Here is a 21,906-nt window from a genome sequence, read left to right as displayed (position 1 = left end):
ACATGACTGAACCGTTGATCCTCGAACCGGAATTGGCAGTCGATGCCTGCGTGATCTGGCTGCACGGCCTGGGGGCTGATCGCTACGATTTCCTGCCGGTGGCAGAGATGCTGCAGAAGACGCTGAAGACCACGCGCTTCGTACTGCCGCAGGCACCGACCCGGGCCGTGACCATCAACGGTGGCTACGCAATGCCCAGCTGGTATGACATCAAGGCCATGAGCCCGGCCCGCGCCATCGACAGCGACGAGCTGGAAGGCTCGGCGCAAGACGTCATCAAGCTGATCGAACAGCAGCGCGACAGCGGCATCGACCCGGCCCGAACCTTCCTGGCCGGGTTTTCCCAAGGCGGCGCCGTGGTGTTGCACACCGCCTTCCTTCGCTGGGAAGGCCCCCTTGGCGGCGTGCTCGCGCTGTCCACGTACGCACCGACGTTCGGCGACGAGATGAGCCTGTCCGCCAGCCAGCAACGCATCCCGGCCTATTGCTTGCACGGCAGCAATGACCCGGTGGTGTTGCATGCCATGGGGCGAGCCGCCTACGAGCATTTGAAGGCTCAGGGCGTCACCGTGACATGGCAGGAATACCCAATGGAGCACGAAGTGTTACCGCAGGAAATTTCCGACATAGGTGTCTGGCTCGCGGATAAGCTTCGCTAGTCCACTCATTTGATCCTTCCAATTGCGCTGCGGATTTGCTAGGACACTACGCTGCGCCGGGTTCTTGCTTTACACTCCCCGGCGTACATTCCTAAATCAATCGATGAGATCACCGTGCTCAAAGCACTTAAAAAGATGTTCGGAAAAAGCGAGGCTGAGCCGCTCGCGCCGGCTGCTCCCCTCCCCGTCCCCCAGCGCCAGACCGAAACTGTCTCGCGGGAACCGTCAGCAGCAGAAGTGCACGCGCCAGCGCCAGAGCATTCGGCAGCCGCTGCGCCGGTCGTCACTTCGCCTACCAGGACAGAACGCCCGCGCCGTGAACGTGCGCCCAAGCCCGTCGTCATTCCCTGGAAACCCGAAGACTTCGTCGTCGAACCCCAGGAAGGCAAAACCCGCTTTCACGATTTCCCTCTCGCCCCCGAACTGATGCACGCCATCCAGGACCTGGGTTTCCCGTACTGCACGCCGATCCAGGCGGGCGTTCTGGGTTACACCCTCAAAGGCCGCGATGCCATCGGCCGCGCCCAGACCGGCACCGGCAAGACCGCCGCGTTCCTGATTTCCATCATCACGCAGCTGACCCAGACACCTCCGCCGAAAGAGCGCTACATGGGTGAACCCCGCGCGCTGATCATTGCGCCGACTCGCGAGCTGGTGGTGCAGATCGCCAAGGACGCCGAGGCGCTGACCAAATACACCGACCTCAACGTAATGACGTTTGTTGGCGGCATGGATTTCGACAAGCAGCTCAAGCACCTCGAAGCTCGCCACTGCGACATCCTGGTCGCCACGCCAGGTCGTCTGCTGGACTTCGCCCAGCGCGGCGAAGTGCACCTGGACATGGTCGAAGTCATGGTGCTGGACGAAGCCGACCGCATGCTCGACATGGGCTTCATTCCCCAGGTCCGCTCGATCATTCGCCAGACCCCGCACAAGGGCGAGCGCCAGACGCTGTTGTTCTCCGCCACCTTTACCGAAGACGTGATGAATCTGGCCAAGCAGTGGACGACGGATCCTGCGATCGTCGAAATCGAATCGCTGAACGTCGCCAGCGACACCGTCGAGCAGCATATTTATGCCGTCGCCGGCGCCGACAAGTACAAGCTGCTGTTCAACCTGATCAACGACCACGGTTGGGAGCGGGTGATGGTCTTCGCCAACCGCAAGGATGAAGTGCGGCGCATCGAAGAGCGCCTCGTGCGTGACGGCATCAATGCCGCGCAGCTCTCAGGCGACGTGCCACAGCACAAGCGCATCAAGACGCTGGAAGGCTTTCGCGAAGGCAAGATTCGCGTGCTGGTGGCCACTGACGTCGCGGGTCGAGGAATTCACATCGACGGCATCAGCCACGTGATCAACTTCACCCTGCCGGAAGTACCGGACGACTACGTACACCGCATCGGCCGGACCGGTCGTGCGGGTGCAGATGGCGTGTCGATCAGCTTCGCCGGTGAAGACGATTCGTATCAGCTGCCGTCGATCGAAGAAAAGCTGGGCCGCAAGATCAGCTGCGAAACGCCACCGACCGTGTTGCTGCGGCCAGTCGTGCGCGTGCAGCGGGCGGTTCCTGCGGCGGAGTAAGCCGCAAAAAAAAGCGCAACCCTGGAAGGGGTTGCGCTTTTTTTGTGCCTGATCGGTGTCAGTCAGTGCCGTAACGAGGCGAACGCGGGCCATATAACAGACCTGCTGGCTTGCCGGCCGAGAGCAAACGCTGGCTGGCGATACCGGCGATAGGATGGCCTGCATCGGTTGAGCTATTGATGATCTGCTTGACCGCCGCAGTGATCAGCATGCCAACCAACCCGCCGCCGCTATTGTTGCCGCCTTCATCACTGGACGCACTGGCAGTGCCGGTCCACAGCGTCGTTCCGCTGCGCAGGTCGACCAGCTTGGCGGTGGCCGCCACGATCGTTTGACTGCTGATGACCATGTAACTGGTGCCGTACTGCGTCACCTTGACGTACATCGCCGCATCCGCACCGAAGATTTCCCGCAGTTTGGCCGGGGATGTTTCCTGAATCTCGTTTGCACTGGTCAGGCCGTTCTGCTTGAACGTCTCGTCGACCAGTGCCACTGGCAAGACGTAATAGCCGGCCTCCGCGAGCGGGAACGTGACTTGGGACAGCAGGCTGTATGTCGCCTTGACGTCGGGTGACTCGTTAACCGGTGGCAGCACCAGGATCGAGCGGGGTTTGCTTTCCTTGAAGGCCGAATAATCGACGGTCTTCGGCGCTACGCAGCCGCCCAGCAGGGTGGCTGCAAGCAGGCTGGCGGCCAGCGTCAGATAACGTGCGCTCATTTGGAGGCGACTCCTGTCTTGACGTTTCTAAGCAGAAAATCCATGTAGGTCGCCGACTCGGGGAACAGCCCCTTCTCGGTCCGAAACTCCTGCACCATCTGATCATCCTTGCCCAGACTGCCGTACAACATGCCCAACTGAGCGTGGTAGCCCGGTGGCGGATTGCCGTTGGTGGAACGTATCTTCTGCAGGTCTTCCTCCAGCTTGGCGACTTGGGCCTCTTTGGATTCGCCCTTGAAGTATTCGTAGACCTCGGGCTGATAGCTACCCCACTGGTACAGGGTCTTGGGTTGTTGAGCGCAGCCGGCAAGCCACAGGCTTGCTGCCGCCATCGCGATCAACCGGAACTGACGGGTACTGTTTTGCATGTGAAACGAACTCCCTGTAGTGATCAGTTGGCAACCGGCTTCCAGCCACCGGCATCAATCGCCCGCACCATGTTGTTGACGGCTTCGCGCATGGCCAGATCCAGCACCTTGCCGTTGAGCGTCGAGTCATAGCTGGCAGTCCCGCCGAAACCGATGACCTCGCGGTTGGACAACTGATACTCGCCCGCGCCCTGAGTGGAATACACCACCTCGGACGTGCTGATGTTGACGATATTCAAGGCGACCTTGGCGTAGGCGATCTGGGACTTGCCACGACCCAGCAAACCAAACAGTTGCTGGTCTCCTACTTCTTTACGGCCAAACTCTGTGACGTCACCGGTCACCACATAATCAGCCCCACGGAGCCGCTGCGTTGTCTTTTTGATCGCCGCTTCCTGGCCGATCTCGGCCATGTTGTCGCGGTCCAGCACGTTGAAGCGATTGGTCTGCTGCATGTGGGTGATGAGAATGGTTTTGGCCTGTCCGCCAAGGCGGTCAACGCCGTCGGAAAAGATCCCGCGCATGTAGCTTGAACGGTTATCGAACTTGCCCACCGCGATCGGCGTACGTACGCCGGCGTAGGGAGTGTTGTAACTCTCGACCTTTTCCACCGGCATCGCCCGCGAGCTCTCCGTGGCACAACCGCTGACTACAACCAGCGTTGCCGCTGCCATCCCTGAAACGAACACCTGCTGCAATCGGTTCACACCCACACTCCGTATTTTCAGATTCATGTCCTTCCGTTGGCCTCAACTGCGCCTGCACAGGCACGGTTGATCGCCCGCAAGGTGCGGTGATTTGGGGCAAACGGAGGGGTTTTGACGAGATTGACGCGCAGGAACCGGAATACGGTTCCTGATAGACGAGCTCATTCCCTGAGGGATATCACAGTGATATCAATCCGGCCGCAATGCTAAGACGCCAGCTTACTGGCGTCAACCACTCTAAACAGCGCCTGTTTAACGGGTCTCTCAAAACGGCTTACTTACTTCCAGCGATCCGCGGCCTTGTGGTCACTGTCGCGGCCCTCCACCCAACGGGCCCCTTCTGACGTGTTTTCCTTCTTCCAGAACGGCGCTCGGGTCTTCAGGTAGTCCATGACGAAGTCGCAGGCTTCGAATGCCGCCTGGCGATGGGCGCTGGCGGCTGCGACGAACACGATAGGCTCGCCCGGTTTCAATTCGCCCACCCGGTGAATCACTTCCAGCTTGAGCAGCGGCCAGCGCTGCTGCGCTTCATCGACGATCTTGAGCAGCGCTTTCTCGGTCATGCCGGGGTAGTGTTCAAGGAACATCCCTGCCACTTCACGGCCGTCGTTGAAGTCGCGGACGTAGCCGACAAAGCTGACCACCGCCCCCACGCCGACGTTGGCGTCGTGCATGGCATTCACTTCCGCGCCGGGATCGAACGCTGCGGCTTGCACTCGCACGCCCATATCAGCCTCCGGTGACGGTCGGGAAGAACGCCACCTCGTCGCCCGGTTCAACGGGCGTGTCCAGGGAGCACAGCTCCTGATTACGGGCGCACATGATGCCTTTCTCGCTGAGCACCTCCCACACACCACCGCGCGCGAGCAAATGCTGGCGCACGGCGTCGATGGTGGCGAACGCGCCTTCGAGCGTCTCACTCTCGGTGCCGAGGGTTTCGCGAAAACGCGCGAAGAACTGGACTTGCACGTGAATGGTCATTGGGCGTTCACCTGCTCGTCGGCGATGAAGTGCCCGCTTTTGCCACCGAGTTTTTCGAGCAGTCGCACGTGCTCGATGGTCATGCCTCGGTCCACGGCCTTGCACATGTCGTAGATAGTCAGGGCGGCGATGCTGGCGGCGGTCAGCGCTTCCATTTCCACGCCGGTCTGGCCGGAGAGTTTGCAGCGGGCAAGGATATGCACGGTGTCAGGGCTTTCGGCGGTGAGTTCGACCTTTACGCCCGTGAGCATCAACGGGTGGCAGAGGGGAATCAGATCGCTGGTTTTCTTCGCGGCCTGAATGCCGGCGATGCGTGCGACGGCAAATACGTCACCTTTGGGGTGCCCGCCTTCGACGATCATTTGCAGGGTTTCGGGCAGCATGCGCACGCGCGCTTCGGCCACGGCTTCACGGAACGTCACGTCTTTTTCAGTGACGTCGACCATGTGGGCGCGACCTTGGGAATCGAGATGAGTGAGCACGGGATGACTCCTGAACAGGAGCGGGGATTGTAGGGAGTTAGGGCTAGAAGCCACAAGCTGCAAGCTAACGACCTTAAGCGGACGTCGGCTTGCAGCTTGAGGCTAGAAGCTTGAAGCTGATGTCACGTTACAAATGGCTCTCCGCGTATTCAGCCAGGATCGAGCGTGGAACACCTTGCAGACTGATGTGCACGCCGTTGGGGAAGTCCTTGAAACGCTCCGTCAGGTAGGTCAGCCCCGAACTGGTGGCCGACAGATAAGGGGTGTCGATCTGCGCCAGGTTGCCCAGGCAGACCACCTTTGAACCGGCGCCGGCACGGGTGATGATGGTTTTCATCTGGTGCGGCGTGAGGTTCTGGCATTCATCGATCAGGATCAGGCTCTGCTGGAAGCTTCGGCCACGAATGTAGTTGAGGGATTTGAACTGCAGCGGCACCTTGCTCAGGATGTAATCGACGCTGCCATGGGTGTTTTCATCGTCCATGTGCAACGCTTCCAGGTTGTCGGTGATCGCGCCAAGCCATGGCTCCATCTTTTCTGCTTCGGTGCCGGGCAGAAAACCGATCTCCTGGTCCAGCCCCTGCACGCTGCGGGTGGCGATGATGCGGCGATAACGCTTGCTGACCATGGTCTGCTCGATGGCAGCGGCCAGGGCGAGAATGGTCTTGCCCGAACCGGCCGCGCCGGACAGGTTGACCAGATGAATGTCCGGATCCAGCAGCGCGAACAGCGCCAGGCCCTGATAGATGTCGCGCGGCTTCAGCCCCCACGCCTCCTGGTGCAGCAGCGGCTCTTGATGCATGTCCAGCAACAGCAACTCATCAGGCTTGACGCCTTTGACCCAACCGACGAAGCCTTGCTCATCGATGATGAATTCGTTGATGTGCACAGACGGAAGCTGCTCGATCATCTGCACTTTGTGCCAGGTACGGCCGTGATCCTGGCGGGTATCGACCTTGCTCACCCGGTCCCAGAAAGAGCCGGTCATGGTGTGGTAGCCGCGGGACAGCATCGACACGTCGTCGACCAGTTGGTCGGTGCTGTAATCCTCGGCCTCGATGCCGCAGGCACGTGCCTTGAGGCGCATGTTGATGTCTTTGGTGACCAATACGATGCGCGTGTCCTTTTTCCGCGCATGCAGGTCAATCAACTGATTGATGATGATGTTGTCGTTGAGGTTGTCGGGCAGCACCCGGTTGGGCTCTTGCCGCTTGTTCATGAGGATGGACAGATAGCCTTTGAAAACACCTGTACCGCGATCGATCGGTACGCCTTTTTCGACCTCCTCCGGGGTCGCTTCGCCGAGTGTCTTGTCAATCAAACGGATCGCCTGCCGACATTCGGCAGCCACCGAGTGCTTGCCCGCCTTGAGCTTGTCCAGTTCTTCGAGGACCGTCATGGGGAGTGCAACGTGGTGTTCTTCGAAATTCAGAAGCGCGTTTGGATCATGGATCAATACGTTGGTATCGAGCACGTAAAGGATTGGCTGGTTAGAGGAAGGGGTGCGTCCGTGGTCATCCATACTCGCTCACCTTTGTAGTAGCCGGGTGGCGCAACACACAGCGATGTTGCGTCACGAAAAGGCCGCCGAGGCTTTCCCCTTGAGGCAGGAGAAAATTGCGCAAAGTGGGGTCTGGAATGACGCCACCTGTGTTGCAGGGTTCGGCGGTCTGTTGTCGTAATACCGCAAAACCGATGACATAAAAACGCGTTTCAGCGCTTTTTGAAGTTTATTTTTCAGGGGGCGAATTAGGCCTTGGCGGATGGGGCAACCGCGTTTAAAGTCGGAAGTCCGGTCTGGGATAAATCCTCAGAAATTTCCGACATCTCCCCCTCTCTATTCCTTTTCTTTCGCGGCCGGCGCCGTCTGATCTGTCGCTGCACCCGGCTGCTCGGCGGGCTCTTCTGCGGCGTCATCGTCTGGCGTGTCATCTTCCTCATCCGGCACATCTTCTTCGTCCGCCAACTGCTGCGGATAAATATGGCAATCCTCCCAGATCACACCGCTTTGCGCGGTATTGGCCATCAGCCATGGGACCGCCTGTTGCGGCTTGTCCGTGCTGTCATGAAACACCACATTGCCGCGCCGCCACAGCAGCATCAGCGTCAGCACCCGGTTGGCAGCCTGCTCGGCGCTGATGCGTCCGGTGCTGTCCTGGGAATCGATGTTCCACAGCGACACCCGCAGCTGCTGATCGCGGAAGAACGGCGCGCTGTCGGCACGACGATGCCCGTAAGGCGGACGGAACAGCGGCACGAAATTGTCCGGCAACACCTGCTGAATCAGCGCGGCCGTGCGCTGGATGGAGTCTTGCCAGTCGCGCCAATGGGCATGGGACCTGAACTCCCAGCCTTGCAGGCCGACGCATTGCTGCCGGTAGACGTTTTGCAGCGCTGGCGCTGAAGTGCTGTCGAGACGACTTTGCAGGCTTTTGCCCAGGACGAAGAACGTCGCGGTGATCTTCTGTTGGCGCATGAAGTCAGCCAGCCAGTCCGTGGCCCCATCAGCAACCGTCGGACCGCTCTCGAAATTGAGCAGGAAGGTCCGGTCCGGCATTTCTTCGCCGCTGAGTTCGTCGGAGTTATAGCGCTCGATCTCGCTGCTGGTCTGCGGGAACAGGGCGGCCATGCGCAACAGTTCGTTGAGATAACGCTGGCTGAAGGCATCGGCCGGCGCCGCCCACTGCGCATAGAAGGAATCATCGGCCACTTTGTATTCGGCGGCGCGCTGACGCAGCATCGGCACGTCGTCGACCAGCACGCAGAACGAGGCGTCGGCTTCACAGGTTTTTTCAGCGAATGTCCAGTTCTCGAACAGGCGCGTCCACAACCGTGTGCGGATCAGGTTCACCGTCGGCAGGTTGATCTGGCGCAGCCCCAGGCGCGCACTCAGCTGGGCATCGCTGAGCTTTTCGCTTTCCAGCAACTGATGGGCGAAGCTGAGAATCTGGGCGCGAGAAGCGACGTCGAACAGCTGCGGCGTTTCCAGAGCCTCCGGCCAGACTGCGCGATCCAGCATCGCGATATCGCCCGTGGCCGCCTGTGCGTTGAGCCCCAGCAAACAGGCTCCGATCAATAACAGCATGCGCAAAACGACGTGCTCCCAATCCTTGATAAAGAGGCCGAAAACCGGCGAGGCACTATAGCGGATTTGCCCAGGGCCAGATGGCCGGATTCGGGCACGGCTTCCGTAGGATTGCGCCTATCGACACCATAGCTGGAGTGAACCGCACGCAACCCCTAGAATCGCCCGACGATTAAAGGAGACCTGCCCATGCTGATGGTGATTTCCCCAGCCAAAACCCTCGATTTCGAAACGCCGCCTACCACCAAGCGCCATACGCTGCCGCAATTTCTGGATCATTCTCAGGAGCTCATCAGCCAGCTGCGCGACCTGACCCCCGCGCAGATCGGCGAGCTGATGCACCTGTCCGACAAGCTCTCGGGCCTCAATGCCGCCCGCTTCGGCAGCTGGGATCCGGCGTTCACCCCCGAAAACGCCAAACAGGCACTGCTGGCATTCAAGGGCGATGTGTATACAGGGCTCGACGCCGACACCCTGAGCGGACCCGATCTGACTTACGCCCAGAAGCACCTGCGCATGTTGTCCGGGCTCTATGGGTTGCTGCGCCCCTTGGACCTGATGCAACCGTATCGGCTGGAAATGGGCACAAAACTGGCGAACGCCAGGGGCAAGGATCTTTATGCATTCTGGGGCGACCGCATCAGCGAGTGGCTGAACGATGCGCTGAAAGAACAAGGCGACGACGTGCTGCTTAACCTCGCGTCGAACGAGTACTTTTCGGCGGTCAAGCGGCCGGCACTTAATGCCCGCGTGATCGAAACCGAGTTCCGCGACCAGAAAAACGGCCAGTACAAGATCATCAGCTTCTATGCCAAGAAAGCACGGGGCATGATGACCCGCTTCGTCATTTCCGAGCGCATCAGCAAGCCCAAAGACCTGGCCCAGTTCGATGCCCACGGCTATCGATACAGCAAAGAACTGTCCTCCCCGGACAAGCTCATTTTCCTGCGCGATGAGCAAGATGCCTGATTGGCACCTGCCCTTTCCTGCGACCAAATGCCTGCCCGTCTTCAACCAATGACGGGCATCGCGACGCCATTTCATCCCTACTTCAGTGCACTGCTCAGCGCACATTTCTCGTGATTTTAGTGCGAGCAGGCAAACACCATCATTCGAATGCGTCTGTCCATCCAACCGAAAGCAAACAAAAACAGTGACTCTGTTCGCAAATTCCCACACTTACTTAGTTCATAAGCTACAGTTTGCACGGACGAACGGTAGTGCTGACAGCTAATTGGCGCCAACTAACAGTCGAAAACTAACGGGGCTTTTTTTTCTCAAAAAATTAACAACTTTTTTTGCAGATTTCGGCCCGTGAATTTGAACTAGTGACACCCCACCCTGCAGGCCGGCCAAAGCCTTATAAACTAGGGCTCAAACCTTGATCGCCAGCCCGCTGAATCCCGCCAGAAAGCACCGAGTGTTACGAAAAATCTCAAAAAGAGGACGAGCGGCCCGGAACTTATGGGGATTGCCCACGCTCCTACATCCCGTAACAATTCTCGTCCCCCATGTAGGACATCTCTTACATGGCACATGGACAGATCTGGAAGTTGCTTCTCAACGAAGTTAGACCCATGGGTCAAGTGGTACGTACAAGGAGTCACGCACCAAACTAGTTGAAGTGAATTGAGCTAGCACCATTCGGGTGCCCGCAGTCGTGAATCGGGGCAGATTCATCGGGAGACGGCCAAAAGCCTTGTCCTTGATCGCCTGAGCATGACGCGCAAATCATCCGTCGGAGTGCCTGCCACATCCCAGATCGGGAACCTATATAAATATGTATGGGCTACTCGACACTTTTGATCTGTAACATTCGGGTTTACCTTTCATCCAGGTAACTCACCCTTAATTCTGCCTGTGCTTGTCACGCGACATTCATTTGCCGTGCGTACGAGTGCGCGAAAAGTTGTAAGACAGTTTTTATATTCGGCCAACTAATGGCGTAAACATTGAGGAGATTACTATGCGTATCAGCATCTTTGGTTTGGGCTATGTCGGTGCAGTCTGCGCAGGCTGCCTCTCGGCGCGTGGTCATGATGTTGTTGGCGTGGACATCTCCGCTGCCAAGATCGATCTGATCAACAAAGGCAAGTCGCCAATCGTTGAGCCAGGTCTGGGCGAGTTGCTGGAAACCGGCATCAAGACCGGCAAACTGCGTGGCACCACCGACTTCTCCGAAGCGATCCGCGACACTGACCTGTCGATGATCTGCGTTGGCACGCCAAGCAAGAAGAACGGCGATCTGGAGCTGGACTTCATTGAATCGGTCTGCCGCGAAATCGGCTTCGTACTGCGTGACAAGAGCACCCGTCACACCATCGTCGTGCGCAGCACCGTTCTGCCAGGTACCGTCGCAAACGTTGTCATCCCGATCCTCGAAGACTGCTCGGGCAAGAAAGCCGGCGTTGACTTCGGTGTCGCGGTCAACCCTGAATTCCTGCGTGAAAGCACCGCGATCGCTGACTACGACCATCCTCCGATGACCGTTATCGGCGAATTCGACAAGGCGTCCGGTGACGTTCTGCAATCCCTGTACGAAGAACTCGACGCACCGATCATCCGCAAGGACATCGCCGTTGCCGAAATGATCAAGTACACCTGCAACGTATGGCACGCGACCAAGGTCACTTTCGCCAACGAAATCGGCAACATCGCCAAGGCAGTCGGCGTCGACGGCCGCGAAGTGATGGACGTGGTCTGCCAGGACAAGGCTCTGAACCTGTCGCAGTACTACATGCGCCCAGGCTTCGCTTTCGGCGGTTCCTGCCTGCCGAAGGACGTCCGCGCCCTGACCTACCGCGCCAGCACTCTGGACGTTGAAGCACCTCTGCTCAACTCCCTGATGCGCAGCAACGTTTCCCAGGTTCAGAACGCTTTCGACATCGTTGCTGCCAGCGACACTCGCAAAGTTGCCCTGCTGGGTCTGAGCTTCAAGGCCGGTACCGATGACCTGCGCGAAAGCCCACTGGTCGAGCTGGCAGAAATGCTGATCGGTAAGGGCTACGACCTGAGCATCTTCGACAGCAACGTCGAATACGCTCGCGTTCACGGCGCCAACAAGGACTACATCGAGTCCAAGATCCCGCACGTTTCGTCCCTGCTGAACTCGGACTTCGACGCGGTCATCAACAACTCCGACGTGATCATCCTGGGTAACCGCGACGAGCGCTTCCGTGCACTCGCCAACAACGCGCCAGCCGGCAAGCGTGTGATTGACCTGGTGGGCTTCATGAAAGGCACCACCACCGAAAACGGTCAAATCGAAGGTATCTGCTGGTAACACACAGCGAGCTGCAAGCCACGAGCTGCAAGTTTCAGGCTTCATCCCTCCCGTCCCGGGCGTCAGCGCCTGCGACGGGAGGTTTGAAGCTTGCGGCTTGAGGTTGCAACTGACTTAGGGATACACACTATGCAAAGGCTGAAGCACGGCTTCCTCCAGGCCGCAGGTTGGCTGTTTTATCTAACTTTGCTGGCTGCCATTGCCATGGCGCTGCCTGCATCGCTGTTTGACTCGCACTCCAAAGATTTCATTTTCCTGATCGGTATCGTCGGCATCTGGCGCTACTCGATGGGCGCAACGCACTTCGTGCGCGGCATGATCTTCCTGTACATCGTCTACCCGCACCTGCGCCGCAAAGTGCGCAAGCTGGGCAAGGCAGCCGATCCGTCCCACGTGTTCCTGATGGTCACCAGCTTTCGTATCGATGCGCTGACCACCGCTCAGGTGTACAGCTCGGTGATTCGCGAAGCCATCAACTGCGGCTTCCCGACCACCATCGTGTGCTCCCTGGTGGAAATGTCCGACGAGCTGCTGGTCAAGGCACTGTGGGCCAAGTACAACCCGCCGGAGCACGTCAACCTCGACTTCGTGCGCATCGCCGGTACCGGCAAGCGTGATGGTCTGGCGTTCGGTTTCCGCGCCATCTCCCGCCACATGCCGGACGACCGCTCCGTCGTTGCGGTGATCGACGGCGACACCGTTCTCGCTGAAGGCGTGGTGCAGAAAACAGTTCCGTGGTTCCAGCTGTTCGGCAACGTCGGCGGCCTGACCACCAACGAATTCTGTGAAGTACGCGGCGGCTACATCATGAGCGAGTGGCACAAGCTGCGTTTCGCTCAGCGTCACATCAACATGTGCTCGATGGCGCTGTCCAAGCGCGTGCTGACCATGACCGGCCGTATGTCGGTGTTCCGCGCCACCGTGGTGACGGACCCGATGTTCATCGCTGACGTGGAAAGCGATTCGCTGCAGCACTGGCGTCTGGGCCGCTTCAAGTTCCTGACCGGCGACGACAAGTCCAGCTGGTTCAGCCTGATGCGCCTGGGCTACGACACGTTCTACGTGCCGGATGCCGCCATCAACACCGTTGAACACCCGCCGGAAAAGAGCTTCCTGAAAGCCAGCCGCAAGCTGATGTATCGCTGGTACGGGAACAACCTTCGGCAGAACTCCCGTGCGCTGGGTCTGGGCTTCGGTCGTCTTGGGGTCTTCACCAGCATCGTGCTGTTCGACCAGCGCGTATCGATGTGGACATCGATCCTCGGCCTGACCGTTGCCATGCTGGCAAGCCTCAAGTTCGGCATCGAATACCTGCTGGCGTACCTGCTGTGGATCGGTATCACCCGTCTGATCCTGACCCTGCTGCTGTCGTGCAGCGGGCACAAGATCGGGCCGGCGTATCCGATGATTCTCTATTACAACCAGATCGTCGGCGCACTGATGAAGATTTACGTCTTCTTCCGTCTCGACCGACAGTCCTGGACCCGACAGGACACAAAACTGAGCCGCGACATGGCCAGCTTCCAGGGTTGGTTCAACACCTGGTCGTCGCGGACCATGACTTTCTCGGCTGGCAGCATCTTCGTTGCCGTGCTGCTGACAATGGTCTGACCGGGCCTTTGACCGAAACAATGGATCAACTCGATTAATCAGGAATTACCACCATGAATACAGCCGTGAATGCCAATGTCGTACATGAATCCGAAGCCCAGCGTCAGCACGCACGGGTCAAGATCCCGGCCAAACTGCGACTGCTCAATGGTCAGCCGAACGCCCCGCTGGTGCGTGTCGAAGACCTTTCCGCAGGCGGTCTGAGCTTTGTCGCTCCTGCCAACCTGCGTCCAGGCGTCGGTGAAGTCATCAAGGGTCGTCTGCAGTTCCTGATCGACAACCTCGGTCTGGCAATGGACGTTGACCTGCAAGTGCGCACCATCGATTCGAGCACCGGCCGTGTCGGCTGCCAGTTCCAGAATCTGGAATCCCAAGACATCTCGACGCTGCGTCACCTGATCACTTCGCACCTGTCGGGCGACCTCATCAGCATGGGCGAAGTGCTGGCTACCCTGCAGCGCGACAACTTCACCAAGGCCCGCAAATCCAAAGACGGCGGCAGCGGCCTGAGCGCCTTCGGTCGCCTGCGCGCCGTGACCTTCAGCGTCGGTATCTTCGCTGTCGGTTTGATTGCGTTCGGCTTCGTCGCGAAATCGGTCTACGGCATGTACTTCGTCAGCCACTCCACCTCGGGCCTGGTCAGCGTCCCTAGCCTGGATGTCACCATGCCTCGTGAAGGCACCGTGACCAGCCTGGTAACGCCAAACGGCAACGTCGCCAAAGGCGCTCCGCTGGCGACTTTCAACACCAGCATGCTGGACATGTTGAAAGGCAACCTGGACCCGGACGAAATGCAGCCGGCCAAAATCGAAGAGCTGTTTGGTCGTCAACTGGCCGGCACCATGACCAGCCCGTGCGATTGCGTCGTGGCCAAGCAACTGGTCGCCGACGGTCAGTACGCAAGCAAAGGTCAGGTCATCTTCCAGATGGTCCCGCGCAACGTTGCCGCCAATGTCGATGCTCGCTTCACCTACCGTCAGTTCGCCGATGTACAGCCGGGCGCTCGCGTGACCTTCCAAGTTGCCGGCGAAGACGGCGACCACAGCGGCAAGATCGTCAGCGCCACGGCTCTGAGCCCTGCTGACCTGTCTTCCGACATCCGCGTTCAGATCCAGCCTGACGAAGCCATCAACAGCAGCCTGGCAGGTCGTCCGGTTGAAGTGGTAAGCACCCGCGGCCCGTCGCTGAACTGGTTGATCGATAAAGCCACGGCGGCAGGTTTCTAAACATGGCTAGCCCACTACGAAGCTTGTCAGCCCCTACAGTGTTGAGCCTGGCGATCGCTATCGGTTTGGGCGGCTGTGCCGGCCTGCCCGATCAGCGCCTGGCCAACGAAGCCCTGAAACGCGGCGACACCGCGATGGCGGAGCAAAACTATCGGCAACTGGCGGACCTGGGCTATAGCGATGCGCAGGTCGGCCTTGCGGACATCCAGGTGGGTACTCGCGACCCCGAGCTGATCAAGCAGGCCGAGGCGACGTATCGCGCTGCTGCCGCCACTTCGCCTCGGGCGCAATCGCGTCTGGGCAAGTTGCTGGCGGTCAAGCCGAACTCCACCGAAGCCGAGCAACGTGAAGCCGAAGGTCTGTTGAAGAAGGCCTTCGCCAATGGCGAAGCCGGCACGCTGATCCCGCTGGCGATGCTCTATCTGCAGTACCCGCACACGTTCCCGAACGTGAATGCGCAGCAGAAGATCAACGAATGGCGCGCGACCGGTTACCCGGAAGCGGGTCTGGCGCAGGTGCTGCTGTATCGCACCCAGGGCACCTACGACCAGCATCTGGCTGAAGTCGAAAGCATCTGCAAGCAAGCGCTGCGCACCACTGACGTTTGCTACACCGAGCTGGCGACGGTCTATCAGAAGCGCGGCGAAGCCGACAAACAGGCGGCGCTGATCGAGCAGATGCAAAGCGGCTACGCGATGGGCAGCGTGCCTGCCATGCGGGTCGACAGCGTCGCTCGCGTGCTGGCGGATTCGACCCTCGGCAAGCCGGACGAAAAGACCGCGCAGTCGCTGCTGGAGAAAGTTGCCCCTGGTTACCCCGCTTCCTGGGTCAGTCTGGCGCAATTGCTGTACGACTTCCCCGAGCTGGGTGACGTCAACAAGATGATGGAATACCTGGACAACGGCCGTGCTGCGGATCAACCCCGCGCCGAGCTGCTGCTGGGCAAGCTGTATTACGAAGGCAAGCTGGTCTTGCCGGATGCGAAGAAAGCCGAAGAGCACCTGACCAAGGCGGCTGCGACGCAAATCTCCGCGCATTACTACCTGGGTCAGCTGTATCGCCGGGGCTATCTGGGCCATCCAGACCCGCAGAAAGCGGTCGACCAGTTGCTGACCTCCGCACGCGGTGGCCAGAACAGCGCCGACTTCGCCCTCGCGCAGTTGTTCTCGCAAGGCAAAGGTATCAAGCCTGATCCGGTCAACGCATGGGTCTTCGGCCAGCTCGCACTGGCCCAGGGCACACCGCAAGCGACGGATCTTGCGCAACAACTGAACGAACAATTGCCGCCTGAGAAGCGCGCCCAGGCGCAGAGCCTTCTCCAGCGAGAACAGCAGGTCCGCGGCACAACCGCGCAAAACGCGTTGGCCTTGCAGACACTGCAAGAAGAAAAAGACGGCGGGGACGCACCTCTATGAAGCTTAAGTTGAACCCTCTGATGGCGGCCGGATTCGGCCTGGGCTTCTCCCTGATCTGGGCCACGCCGACACTGGCCGCCCTGACCGACACTCAGAATTTCGGCATCGAAGTCAAAGCGACCGGCCAGATGGAAGACGACCGTGACCTCGGCACCCGCAGCGGTGGCGACGTCAACGGTGTCGGTCTGGATCTGCGTCCGTGGGCGTATGGCGAGTGGGGCAACTGGAGCGGTTACGCGATGGGCCAGGTCGTCACCGCGACCGACACCATCCAGACCGACCCGCTGGACCAGCAGGTCACCGACGCAAACGGCCAAAGCGCCCAGCGCTCGCGCAGCACGTCGAACAGCCGCAAAGTCGATGACAGCTACGCGGCCCTGCGTGAGTTCTGGATCGGCTACAGCGGTTTCACGCCCTACCCCGGCGAGATCCTGAAAGTCGGCCGTCAGCGTCTGCGCAATGACGATGGTCAGTGGCACGACACCAACATCGAAGCGGTGAACTGGACCTTCGACACCACCCTGCTCAAGGCAGAAGTGGGCGCCGCCCAGCGCTTCAGCGAATACCGCACCGACCTGACCGAACTGTCGGCGCAGGACAAGGATCGCTCGCACCTTTATGGCGACGTGGAATACCAGTGGACGCCGGGCCAGTGGGCAGGCGTTCGTGCGCACCACAGTCATGACGGCGGCAGCCTGAAACAACAGGGCTCGGCCATCGACGACCTGGACAAGACTTCGCGTGGCGACCTGACCTGGCTGGGTCTGCAGGCCAACAGCGATGCGTACAACTACCGCAACCTGAACACCGTCAACTATTGGGGCAGCCTGACCTGGCTGACCGGCGATCGTGACCGCATCGGCACCACCTATGACGCCATTGGCGATCAGTACGTGGCCGGTGAGAAGAACAGCGAAAACGTCAACGGCTGGGCGACCGACCTGGGCCTGCGTTTCCGTCTGGATCCGATGTGGCAAGTGGGCGGCGCCTACTCCCGTGCCAGCAAGAACTACGAGCAGAACGGTCTGGAAAGCAACCGCTCGAACTGGACCGGTACCCGCTCGCGCGTGCATCGCTTCGGTGAAGCGTTCCAGGGCGAAATGGCCAACGTAGAGTCCGGCTCGCTGTTCGCTTCGTGGCAGATGCAGGACGAGTACGACGCCTCGCTGATCTACCAAAAGTTCCGTCGTGTCGACGGCCATTCGGGCATCGGCGGCGCGGGTATCAACCCGGCTCAGGAAAATGTCGACTCCGATGGCGTCAGCACATTCGCCTCGCTGCCGCTCGAAGACGGCCGCAAGGACCTGGGCCAGGAAATGGACCTCGTCGTCACCAAGTACTTCAAGCAAGGCCTGCTGCCTGCTGCGGTGAGCCAGTCGTTCGACGAACCGTCGGCGCTGATTCGTCTGCGTGCAGGCGTGTTCAAGCCGGGCGATGCGTATCACAGCGGTGTAGATGATTACATGCACCGCGCCATCGTCGACGTCATCTGGCGCTTCTGATGCAAGCCGCGATAGGAGTGCAATGAGATGAACAGTCAATCAAGCAGATTGCGTCACCGGGCATGGCCGCATGCCCTGCTGGAAAGCTCTGTGCTGAAATGCGCAGTGTTGAGCAGCGTCATGCTGCTCTCCAGCACTGCGGCCATGGCCAACAACCCGTTGCCGGTTCCTGCCCCTGCGGCGCATCCGGCGGATGACAAGGAAGTGGTGGTCAAGGGCCTGCATCAGGCCAAGACCTACACCATCAGCAGCCCGCCCATCGAACCGCTGTTGATGGACAAGCCCAAGCTGCCTGACCTCTCGGGTTACACCGAGCAGGCCATGCAGAAGAAGATCGTGCGCAGCAAGCCGGGCAAGGTCGCGATCAAACGCATGATGCAGGAAGACTCGCTGAAGGAATTCATCGGCGGTGACAACAAGATGGCCGAATGGGTAGCCCGTCAGCACGGCATTCCCCAGGCCATCTTCATCGAAGACGGCTACATGACGTTGCAGGACCTCGCGAAAAAGGTGCCTAAACAGTACCTGAGCGAGACCTCGCCGGGCGTGTTCCTGGCTCGTCTGCCGATCGTCGTGGGCAAGAACGGCATCCTCGAAGTCGACAAGAAAACCACCGAACTGCGCCTGTCTCAGGACGCCGGTGCGTTTCTGGTCAACGACAACCTGCTGTTCATGTCGGACACCAAACTGACCGGCTGGAGCGAGAAATCCAACGGCCCGTCGACGTTCAAGGCGCCGAAGGAATTCCGTCCGTTCCTGCTGTCCTGGGGTGGTACGCAGACCTACATGTTCAACACCAAAGTGGCGAGCCTGGGTTACAACAACAGCAAGTCGTACGGGATCAGTATTTCGCAGTACACGCCGAACATGAAGGCTCAGATGAACCGCGCCGAGCCAACCGGCTGGATCGTCAACTCTGAATTCTCGGACATGTGGTACGGCTTCTACTGCTATGAAACCCGTGACTTCGTGGTCAAGGGCAGCACCTACCACGACAACATCATCTACGGCATCGACCCCCATGACCGTTCCCACGGTCTGATCATTGCCGAAAACACGGTGTACGGGACCAAGAAAAAGCACGGGATCATCGTCTCCCGTGAGGTGAACGACAGCTTCATCATCAACAACAAAAGCTACGACAACCACCTGTCCGGCATCGTCCTTGACCGTAACAGCGTGAACAACCTGGTGGCGTACAACGAGATCTACCGCAACCACACCGACGGCATTACCTTGTATGAGAGTGCCGACAACCTGCTGTGGGGTAACCGTGTGTTCGCCAACAAGCGTCACGGCATCCGGGTTCGCAACAGCACCAACATCAAGCTGTACGAAAACCTGGCCATCGGTAACGGTTTGATGGGCGTTTACGGCCACATCAAGGACCTGTCTGACACTGACCGCGACATCAAGCTCGATCCATTCGATGCCGAAGTCTCGCTGATCATGGTCGGCGGCGAACTGACCTCCAACGGTTCAGGCCCCCTGTCCATCGACTCGCCTCTGAGCGTCGAGCTGTACAAGGTGTCGATGCTTGCACCGACCAAAGCCAGCGGGATCAGCTTCAACGGTGTACTGGGCGATCGTCAGGACGAAATCCTCGATCTGCTGGTGCGCCAACAGAAAGCCGTGTTGATCGACCCGGTCGAAAGCCAGAAACAACTCCGGGACTGAGGAAGATATTTCTATGCACGCACATTTGATCAAACTGCTCAGCCTATCGGGCCTGACCGCTGCACTGTTCGCCGCCAGCAATGGCGCGTATGCAGCGGACACCACAGCCCCGACCTTCACTGCCGAGCCTTGCTGCAGTCTGTGCCCAGAAGCGCATGACGAAAAAAACTACGTCAGCCGCTATCAGCAGAACTTCACCACGCTGGTTCAGGCCCAGGGCGACTGGCTGTTCCGGACCCGTGAAGACCTGCGCACCGAATTCGATACCACGCCTGAAGGCTATCGCCGCATGCAAATGCTGCACGACGCCTTCAAGAGCAAGGGTGTAGAGCTGGTGGTCGTGTACCAACCCACCCGCGGGCTGGTTGATCGCAACAAGCTGTTCCCGGCCGAACGCGACAAGTTCGACTACAACACCGCACTGCGCAACTACCAGGCCATGCTCGGTCGTTTCGCAAAAATGGGCTACACCGTGCCGGACCTGTCGCCGTTGACCAACGAGCAACAGGCCCACGATTTCTACTTCCGCGGTGACCAGCACTGGACGCCGTACGGCGCTCAGCGCACGGCTAAAATCGTCGCTGATTCCGTGAAGAAGATGCAGGCCTTTGCCGGCGTTCCGCGCCGTGAATTCGAGACCCATTTGTCAGGTCGCATGGGCAAGAAGGGCACTCTTCACAATATGGCCGGTCAATTGTGCGGCACGAGCTATGCCATCCAGTACATGGACCAGTTTGAGACGGAACCCAAAGGCGAAGCAGCCGACGGCGACCTGTTTGGTGACTCCGGCAACCCGGAAATCACCCTGGTCGGTACCAGTCACAGCGGCAAGAACTACAACTTTGCCGGCTTTTTGCAGGAATACATTGGTGCTGATGTGCTGAACGTCGCCTTCCCGGGCGGCGGCCTTGAAGGTTCGATGCTGCAGTACCTGGGCAGCGAAGACTTCCAGAAACACCCACCGAAGATTCTCATCTGGGAATTCTCGCCGCTTTATCGCCTCGACCAGGAGACCATCTATCGCCAGATGATGTCGCTGCTGGACAACGGCTGTGAAGGCAAGCCGGCAATCATGAGCACTAGCACCACCCTCAAACCAGGGATCAACGAGTTGCTGGTCAACGGCAAAAACGGCATCAAGGATGTGCGCAACGGCAGTAATCAGATCGACATCAAGTTCGCCGACAACTCGGTGAAAACCCTTCAGGCGCGCCTCTGGTACATGAACGGTCGCCACGAAGACTTGAAGATCGAGAAACCTGAAACATCTGAAACCGACGGGCGCTTCTCCTTCGAACTGCGCGATGACAAAGACTGGGCTGACCAGCAATTGCTCGCACTGGAAGTGCAGGGTCCGGAAGCGGGCACTGCGCCACAGCAGGTCGAAGCGAAAGTATGCAAACGCAACGTGTTCCCGAATGTCGCGCATCAAACCGCGCAAGCCGGGTTATGAGGCTCCTATGCACACTCCAAAACTGATGCTCCCTACCCTTCTGTCGCTGGCGATGATGTCCTCGGCACTGTTCGCCACCGGCGCCAGCGCTGCGTCGACACTCGTGCCGCCGCAGGGTTACTACGAAGGTGTCGAGAAATTCAAGACAGGCCAGGGCAAGTTCAGCTGTGACTCAATCCCGCAGCCTTACACCGGTCCGCTGCAGTTTCGCAGCAAATACGAAGGCTCGGACAAGGCCCGCGCAACGTTGAACATGGTTTCGGACCAGGCGTTCCGTGATGCGACCAAAGACATCACCACCATGGAGCGTGCCACCAGCAAGGTGGTGATGCAGTACATGCGTGACGGTCGCCCGGAACAGCTCGATTGCGCGCTGAACATGCTGACCACCTGGGCCAAGGCCGATGCGCTGGAGTCCACCGACTTCAACCACACCGGCAAGTCGATGCGCAAATGGGCACTGGGCAGCATGTCGTCCGCTTATCTGCGCCTGAAGTTCTCCGAGTCGCACCCTCTGGCTACCCGCCAGCAGGAGACGCAGGTCATCGAAGCCTGGTTCAGCAAACTGGCGGATCACGTGGTCAGCGACTGGAACAATCTGCCGCTTGAGAAGACCAATAACCACTCGTACTGGGCCGCCTGGGCCGTGATGTCCACGGCAGTGGCGACCAATCGCCAGGACCTGTTCGATTGGGCCGTGAAGGAATTCAAGATCGGCGCCAACCAGATCGACCCGCAAGGTTTCCTGCCGAACGAGCTCAAGCGCAAGCAACGCGCGCTGGCCTACCACAACTATGCGCTTCCGCCGTTGGCGATGATCGCGAGTTTCGCCCAGGCCAACGGTGTCGATCTGCGTCAGGAAAACAACGGTGCGCTCAAGCGTCTGGGTGATCGCGTCCTGGCTGGCGTGAAGAATTCAGGCAGCGAATTCGCAGCACGTGACGGCGAAAAGCAGGACATGACGGACCTGAAAACCGACATGAAATTCGCCTGGCTGGAACCGTATTGCTCGCTGTATGACTGCGGCCCGGATGTGCTTGAACAGAAACACAAGATGCAACCGTTCAAGAACTTCCGCCTCGGCGGCGACCTGACCCGCACTTATGACCCGACGCACGACAAGGGTGATAAGGGCGGTTCGTAAGCGCAGCGGGATGT

19 protein-coding genes are annotated in these 21,906 nt (G+C 59.3%); 11 read left to right on the top strand and 8 right to left on the bottom strand.

Going from position 1 to position 21,906, the window contains the following annotated elements; genetic code table 11:
* The first annotated feature begins 2 nt into the window (after positions 1 to 2).
* Both SLW74_RS06595 and rhlB read left to right on the top strand, forming a co-directional pair.
* Complete coding sequence (locus SLW74_RS06595; RefSeq protein ID WP_410928430.1) at positions 3 to 659, top strand: alpha/beta hydrolase; 657 nt, start codon at positions 3 to 5, stop codon at positions 657 to 659.
* Positions 660 to 773: 114 nt separating this feature from the next.
* On the top strand, positions 774 to 2,240 hold the full coding sequence (gene rhlB, locus SLW74_RS06590; RefSeq protein WP_410928429.1) for an ATP-dependent RNA helicase RhlB: 1,467 nt from the start codon (positions 774 to 776) through the stop codon (positions 2,238 to 2,240).
* A 58-nt stretch (positions 2,241 to 2,298) separates the two neighbouring features.
* Here the strand turns inward: rhlB and SLW74_RS06585 are convergent, their stop codons facing one another.
* From SLW74_RS06585 to SLW74_RS06550, 8 genes are all read right to left on the bottom strand, one after another.
* Positions 2,299 to 2,958, bottom strand: a complete 660-nt coding sequence (locus SLW74_RS06585; RefSeq protein WP_065991957.1) for a DUF799 domain-containing protein — start codon at positions 2,956 to 2,958, stop codon at positions 2,299 to 2,301.
* A complete protein-coding gene (locus tag SLW74_RS06580; RefSeq protein WP_410928428.1) occupies positions 2,955 to 3,326 on the bottom strand; it encodes a DUF4810 domain-containing protein in 372 nt (123 codons plus the stop codon). The genes SLW74_RS06585 and SLW74_RS06580 overlap by 4 nt, the downstream gene beginning before the upstream one ends.
* Positions 3,327 to 3,349: 23 nt before the next feature.
* Positions 3,350 to 4,000 carry a CsgG/HfaB family protein gene (locus tag SLW74_RS06575; protein ID WP_083233272.1) on the bottom strand — a complete coding sequence of 217 codons (651 nt, stop codon included), beginning with the start codon at positions 3,998 to 4,000 and terminating at the stop codon, positions 3,350 to 3,352.
* 311 nt (positions 4,001 to 4,311) lie between these two features.
* On the bottom strand, positions 4,312 to 4,761 hold the full coding sequence (gene moaE / locus SLW74_RS06570; RefSeq protein ID WP_192132651.1) for a molybdopterin synthase catalytic subunit MoaE: 450 nt from the start codon (positions 4,759 to 4,761) through the stop codon (positions 4,312 to 4,314).
* Between the two features lies 1 nt (position 4,762).
* Positions 4,763 to 5,014: a MoaD/ThiS family protein gene (locus tag SLW74_RS06565; RefSeq protein WP_410928427.1), complete on the bottom strand. Its 252-nt coding sequence runs from the start codon at positions 5,012 to 5,014 to the stop codon at positions 4,763 to 4,765.
* Positions 5,011 to 5,496 (bottom strand): cyclic pyranopterin monophosphate synthase MoaC, encoded by a 486-nt coding sequence (moaC, locus tag SLW74_RS06560; protein WP_065991948.1) that lies wholly within the window; start codon positions 5,494 to 5,496, stop codon positions 5,011 to 5,013. Before moaC ends, SLW74_RS06565 begins: the two co-directional genes overlap by 4 nt.
* A gap of 127 nt (positions 5,497 to 5,623) precedes the next feature.
* Positions 5,624 to 7,018: a PhoH family protein gene (locus tag SLW74_RS06555; protein WP_192132648.1), complete on the bottom strand. Its 1,395-nt coding sequence runs from the start codon at positions 7,016 to 7,018 to the stop codon at positions 5,624 to 5,626.
* A gap of 315 nt (positions 7,019 to 7,333) precedes the next feature.
* Positions 7,334 to 8,587 (bottom strand): polysaccharide deacetylase family protein, encoded by a 1,254-nt coding sequence (locus tag SLW74_RS06550; protein ID WP_083233238.1) that lies wholly within the window; start codon positions 8,585 to 8,587, stop codon positions 7,334 to 7,336.
* Between the two features lie 183 nt (positions 8,588 to 8,770).
* Between SLW74_RS06550 and yaaA the strand changes: the two genes are divergently transcribed.
* From yaaA to SLW74_RS06505, 9 genes are all read left to right on the top strand, one after another.
* The gene (yaaA, locus tag SLW74_RS06545; RefSeq protein WP_410928426.1) at positions 8,771 to 9,550 is read left to right on the top strand and encodes a peroxide stress protein YaaA; all 780 of its coding nucleotides are present in this window, start codon (positions 8,771 to 8,773) and stop codon (positions 9,548 to 9,550) included.
* Between the two features lie 997 nt (positions 9,551 to 10,547).
* The gene (locus SLW74_RS06540; protein WP_065991938.1) at positions 10,548 to 11,864 is read left to right on the top strand and encodes a nucleotide sugar dehydrogenase; all 1,317 of its coding nucleotides are present in this window, start codon (positions 10,548 to 10,550) and stop codon (positions 11,862 to 11,864) included.
* Positions 11,865 to 11,993: 129 nt separating this feature from the next.
* Positions 11,994 to 13,475, top strand: coding sequence for a mannuronan synthase (alg8, locus tag SLW74_RS06535; RefSeq protein WP_410928425.1), 1,482 nt, complete (start codon positions 11,994 to 11,996; stop codon positions 13,473 to 13,475).
* Positions 13,476 to 13,528: 53 nt separating this feature from the next.
* Positions 13,529 to 14,701, top strand: coding sequence for an alginate biosynthesis protein Alg44 (locus tag SLW74_RS06530; RefSeq protein ID WP_065991934.1), 1,173 nt, complete (start codon positions 13,529 to 13,531; stop codon positions 14,699 to 14,701).
* Positions 14,702 to 14,703: 2 nt separating this feature from the next.
* Complete coding sequence (algK, locus tag SLW74_RS06525) at positions 14,704 to 16,116, top strand: alginate biosynthesis TPR repeat lipoprotein AlgK (RefSeq protein ID WP_065991932.1); 1,413 nt, start codon at positions 14,704 to 14,706, stop codon at positions 16,114 to 16,116.
* Positions 16,113 to 17,618 carry an alginate export family protein gene (locus SLW74_RS06520; RefSeq protein WP_410928424.1) on the top strand — a complete coding sequence of 502 codons (1,506 nt, stop codon included), beginning with the start codon at positions 16,113 to 16,115 and terminating at the stop codon, positions 17,616 to 17,618. Before algK ends, SLW74_RS06520 begins: the two co-directional genes overlap by 4 nt.
* 27 nt (positions 17,619 to 17,645) lie before the next feature.
* Positions 17,646 to 19,295, top strand: a complete 1,650-nt coding sequence (gene algG, locus SLW74_RS06515) for a mannuronan 5-epimerase AlgG (RefSeq protein WP_083233237.1) — start codon at positions 17,646 to 17,648, stop codon at positions 19,293 to 19,295.
* 13 nt (positions 19,296 to 19,308) lie between these two features.
* On the top strand, positions 19,309 to 20,748 hold the full coding sequence (locus SLW74_RS06510; protein ID WP_065991928.1) for an alginate O-acetyltransferase: 1,440 nt from the start codon (positions 19,309 to 19,311) through the stop codon (positions 20,746 to 20,748).
* A gap of 7 nt (positions 20,749 to 20,755) precedes the next feature.
* On the top strand, positions 20,756 to 21,892 hold the full coding sequence (locus SLW74_RS06505; protein WP_065991927.1) for a mannuronate-specific alginate lyase: 1,137 nt from the start codon (positions 20,756 to 20,758) through the stop codon (positions 21,890 to 21,892).
* Positions 21,893 to 21,906: the final 14 nt, after the last annotated feature.

This window comes from Pseudomonas sp. W5-36 (assembly GCF_046540455.1).
Lineage (GTDB): Bacteria > Pseudomonadota > Gammaproteobacteria > Pseudomonadales > Pseudomonadaceae > Aquipseudomonas > Aquipseudomonas graminis_B.
Note: the sequence above shows the minus strand (reverse complement) of the source record. Positions and strands in the feature narration are given on the sequence as shown.

What these genes read in the sequence shown, in the direction of transcription:
- SLW74_RS06565 (WP_410928427.1), bottom strand. Translation starts at nt 5,014, where the DNA reads ATGACCATTCACGTGCAAGTCCAGTTCTTCGCGCGTTTTCGCGAAACC.
- SLW74_RS06595 (WP_410928430.1), top strand. Translation starts at nt 3, where the DNA reads ATGACTGAACCGTTGATCCTCGAACCGGAATTGGCAGTCGATGCCTGC.
- algG (WP_083233237.1), top strand. Translation starts at nt 17,646, where the DNA reads ATGAACAGTCAATCAAGCAGATTGCGTCACCGGGCATGGCCGCATGCC.
- algK (WP_065991932.1), top strand. Translation starts at nt 14,704, where the DNA reads ATGGCTAGCCCACTACGAAGCTTGTCAGCCCCTACAGTGTTGAGCCTG.
- yaaA (WP_410928426.1), top strand. Translation starts at nt 8,771, where the DNA reads ATGCTGATGGTGATTTCCCCAGCCAAAACCCTCGATTTCGAAACGCCG.
- SLW74_RS06505 (WP_065991927.1), top strand. Translation starts at nt 20,756, where the DNA reads ATGCACACTCCAAAACTGATGCTCCCTACCCTTCTGTCGCTGGCGATG.
- SLW74_RS06555 (WP_192132648.1), bottom strand. Translation starts at nt 7,018, where the DNA reads ATGGATGACCACGGACGCACCCCTTCCTCTAACCAGCCAATCCTTTAC.
- moaE (WP_192132651.1), bottom strand. Translation starts at nt 4,761, where the DNA reads ATGGGCGTGCGAGTGCAAGCCGCAGCGTTCGATCCCGGCGCGGAAGTG.
- alg8 (WP_410928425.1), top strand. Translation starts at nt 11,994, where the DNA reads ATGCAAAGGCTGAAGCACGGCTTCCTCCAGGCCGCAGGTTGGCTGTTT.
- SLW74_RS06520 (WP_410928424.1), top strand. Translation starts at nt 16,113, where the DNA reads ATGAAGCTTAAGTTGAACCCTCTGATGGCGGCCGGATTCGGCCTGGGC.
- SLW74_RS06540 (WP_065991938.1), top strand. Translation starts at nt 10,548, where the DNA reads ATGCGTATCAGCATCTTTGGTTTGGGCTATGTCGGTGCAGTCTGCGCA.
- SLW74_RS06585 (WP_065991957.1), bottom strand. Translation starts at nt 2,958, where the DNA reads ATGAGCGCACGTTATCTGACGCTGGCCGCCAGCCTGCTTGCAGCCACC.
- SLW74_RS06530 (WP_065991934.1), top strand. Translation starts at nt 13,529, where the DNA reads ATGAATACAGCCGTGAATGCCAATGTCGTACATGAATCCGAAGCCCAG.
- SLW74_RS06575 (WP_083233272.1), bottom strand. Translation starts at nt 4,000, where the DNA reads ATGGCAGCGGCAACGCTGGTTGTAGTCAGCGGTTGTGCCACGGAGAGC.
- SLW74_RS06510 (WP_065991928.1), top strand. Translation starts at nt 19,309, where the DNA reads ATGCACGCACATTTGATCAAACTGCTCAGCCTATCGGGCCTGACCGCT.
- SLW74_RS06580 (WP_410928428.1), bottom strand. Translation starts at nt 3,326, where the DNA reads ATGCAAAACAGTACCCGTCAGTTCCGGTTGATCGCGATGGCGGCAGCA.